The sequence below is a fragment of the Hydrogenophaga sp. genome (assembly GCF_051007235.1).
Lineage (GTDB): Bacteria > Pseudomonadota > Gammaproteobacteria > Burkholderiales > Burkholderiaceae_C > Hydrogenophaga.
Map to the genome: position 1 here is coordinate 1 of NZ_JBPCSJ010000145.1, position 2,838 is coordinate 2,838.

The following is a 2,838-nucleotide window of genomic DNA, read 5'->3' on the forward strand; positions in this document are numbered from 1 at the left end:
AGCAGGACCAGTACGAAGCCGGCAAGGTCTATGTGCTGCCCAAGCACCTGGACGAGAAGGTCGCCCGACTGCACCTGAAGAAGGTCGGCGCGATGCTCACCGAGCTGTCTGACGAGCAGGCCGCTTACATCGGTGTGCCGAAGAACGGTCCTTACAAGGCCAATACCTACAGGTATTGATTACCCCCGCGCCGCCTGCGGCGTCACCCCCCAGGGGGCGGCGCTGGCGGCCCGGCGGAGCCGGTTCCGCGGCGCCCTGGCGTCTCGCGGCCTTTGGGCCGCTCGGTTTGCTCCGGCGACCTTGCTTCGTTCTCTATGCGTGCTGACCAATTGCTTGTCGAGCGGGGCCTTGCGGCTTCGCGTTCGCAGGCCCAGCGGCTGATCGCTGCGGGCGTGCGCTGGCGCTTGCCCGGCAGCGACTGGAAGGCCGTGACCAAGAACGGCGAAGAACTGCGCGAGACGGTGGAGCTGGAGTTGCTGGACACGGCCGAGTCGCGCTTCGTCTCACGCGGTGGGCTCAAGCTCGATGCTGCGCTCGCGCACTGCGGCATCGACGTGACCGGACTGCGCTGCCTTGACGTGGGGCAGAGCAGCGGTGGTTTCACCGACGGTCTGCTGCAGCGCGGCGCCGCGCAGGTGGTGGGCGTGGACGTGGGTCAAGGCCAGTTACATCCGCGGCTGCGCAGTGACCCGCGCGTGGTCTGCATGGAAAAGTGCAACGCGCGCGAGCTGACCGGGCAGCAACTGGTGGATGTCGGCGGCGAAGCTGCGGCCGCGCCGTTCGATCTGATCGTCGGCGACCTGTCGTTCATTTCGCATACGCAGGTCTGGCCCGCCATCGTGCCGCTGCTCAAACCCTCCGGCCACCTGCTGATGCTGGTCAAGCCGCAGTTCGAACTGCAGCCCGAGCACATCGGGAAAGGCGGTCTGGTCAAGGACGCGGCGAGCTACACGCTGGTGCAACAACGCATCGCGCAGGCCTGCGACGACAACGGCCTGCGCTTGCGGGACTATTTTGAAAGCGCCATCACCGGTGGTGATGGCAACCGGGAGTTCTTCGTATGGGCCTGCCCCTGAGTTTTGAGTTCTTTCCGCCCAAGACGCCCGAGGGCGCCGAGAAGCTGCGCGCCGTGCGCCAGGATCTGTACGCGCTGCAGCCCGAGTTCTGCTCGGTGACCTACGGCGCCGGTGGCTCCACACAGGACGGCACGCTGCAGACCGTGCAGGCCATCCTGGCCGAAGGTCAGCAGGGTGCTTCGCATTTCACCTGCGTCGGCGCCTCGCGCGAATCGGTGCGCGAGAAGCTGGCGCTGTTCAAGTCCATGGGCTTGCGCCGCCTGGTGGCGTTGCGCGGTGACCTGCCCAGCGGCTACGGCAGTATGGGCGAGTTCCGCTACGCGGCCGATCTGGTGGCCTTCATCCGCGCCGAGACGGGCGACCACTTCCACCTGGAGGTGGCGGCCTATCCCGAGATGCACCCGCAGGCCAAATCGCCCGAGGCCGACCTGCAAGCCTATGTGGCCAAGGTCAAGGCGGGCGCAAATTCGGCGATCACGCAGTTCTTTTTCAACACCGACGCGTACTTCCGTTTCGTGGACGACGCGCACAAGCTGGGCGCCGACGTGCCGGTGGTCCCGGGCATCATGCCCATCATCAATTCCAGCGGCCTGCTGCGCTTTGCCGAGAGCTGCGGTGCCGAGGTGCCGCGCTGGATCCGTCTGCGCCTGCAGGCGTTCGGCGACGACACCGAGTCCATCAAGGCCTTCGGCCTGGACGTGACCACCGACCTGTGTGACCAACTGCGCAACGCCGGTGTGCCGGCGCTGCACTTCTACACCATGAACCAGAGCGTGGCGACGCTGGAGATCGTCAAACGCCTGCAGTTGGGCTAAGGTGGCGGGCTGGCGCACAACAACAGGAGGATCGCCATGCCCAACTCGTCCCGTCGTCTGATCCGCAGCCGCCCGCGTCCGCGCACGGCGTCGGCCTTGCTGGCGTTTGCGCGGGCCGGTTGCGCCGTCCCCCACAAGGCGCCGGCCCCCGTGCAGGCGAGCACCGCTCCGCTGGCGCCGTCGCCCGCGTCGCAGGGCCAACCCGAGCCGGTGGTGGCGAGTGCTGCCGTGCACCCACGTGCACCTGCATCGCTCCCGCCGATCGCTCCGCTGGGCGAGCCGCTGGTGCTGATCGCGCCGCTCGATGGTGGAGAGGCCATCACCGCCGCCGATGCCCAACAGGCCGCGTCGGACGCCAAGTCCGGCAAGCCGCTGGCGCAGGGGCTGGCGTCCTGGTACGGCCCGGGCTTTCACGGTCGGCGCACGGCCAACGGCGAGCGCTACGACATGCACGCGCTGACCGCCGCCCACAAGACGCTGCCGTTCGGCACCAAGGTGCGGGTGCGCAGCGTGCACACCGGCAAGGAGGTGGTGGTGCGCATCAACGACCGCGGCCCCTACAGACACAGCCGCATCATCGACCTGAGCCTGGGCGCGATCAGTGCGCTGGGCCTGCGCCACCGCGGCGTGACCGAGGTGGTCTTGCTGCGAGAATGACCGCTGCTGCGCGGTGCTCACGGCGTGGCAACCCCAACACCCAGGAGACCCGGAAGATGAAAATCGAGTCCATCGCCGTGCACGGCGGTTACAGCCCGGACCCGACCACCAAGGCCGTGGCCGTGCCGATCTACCAGACCGTGGCCTACGAGTTCGACGACACGCAGCACGGTGCCGACCTGTTCGACCTCAAGGTCGCCGGCAACATCTACAGCCGCATCATGAATCCCACCAACGGCGTGCTCGAAGCGCGTCTGGCCGCGCTTGAAGGCGGCATCGGTGCGCTGGCC

5 protein-coding genes are annotated in these 2,838 nt (G+C 67.7%); all 5 read left to right on the forward strand.

The window, feature by feature from the left end; genetic code table 11:
- On the forward strand, positions 1–179 hold a 179-nt coding region (locus ACR2JA_RS05415), incomplete at its 5' end, for an adenosylhomocysteinase (RefSeq protein ID WP_434008093.1).
- Between the two features lie 135 nt (positions 180–314).
- Positions 315–1,076: a TlyA family RNA methyltransferase gene (locus tag ACR2JA_RS05420; protein ID WP_434008089.1), complete on the forward strand. Its 762-nt coding sequence runs from the start codon at positions 315–317 to the stop codon at positions 1,074–1,076.
- On the forward strand, positions 1,061–1,891 hold the full coding sequence (metF, locus tag ACR2JA_RS05425; protein ID WP_434008090.1) for a methylenetetrahydrofolate reductase [NAD(P)H]: 831 nt from the start codon (positions 1,061–1,063) through the stop codon (positions 1,889–1,891). The genes ACR2JA_RS05420 and metF overlap by 16 nt, the downstream gene beginning before the upstream one ends.
- Before the next feature lie 36 nt (positions 1,892–1,927).
- On the forward strand, positions 1,928–2,548 hold the full coding sequence (locus tag ACR2JA_RS05430) for a septal ring lytic transglycosylase RlpA family protein (RefSeq protein WP_434008091.1): 621 nt from the start codon (positions 1,928–1,930) through the stop codon (positions 2,546–2,548).
- A gap of 56 nt (positions 2,549–2,604) precedes the next feature.
- The coding region (locus ACR2JA_RS05435; RefSeq protein WP_434008092.1) for a PLP-dependent transferase at positions 2,605–2,838 on the forward strand (234 nt) is incomplete at its 3' end.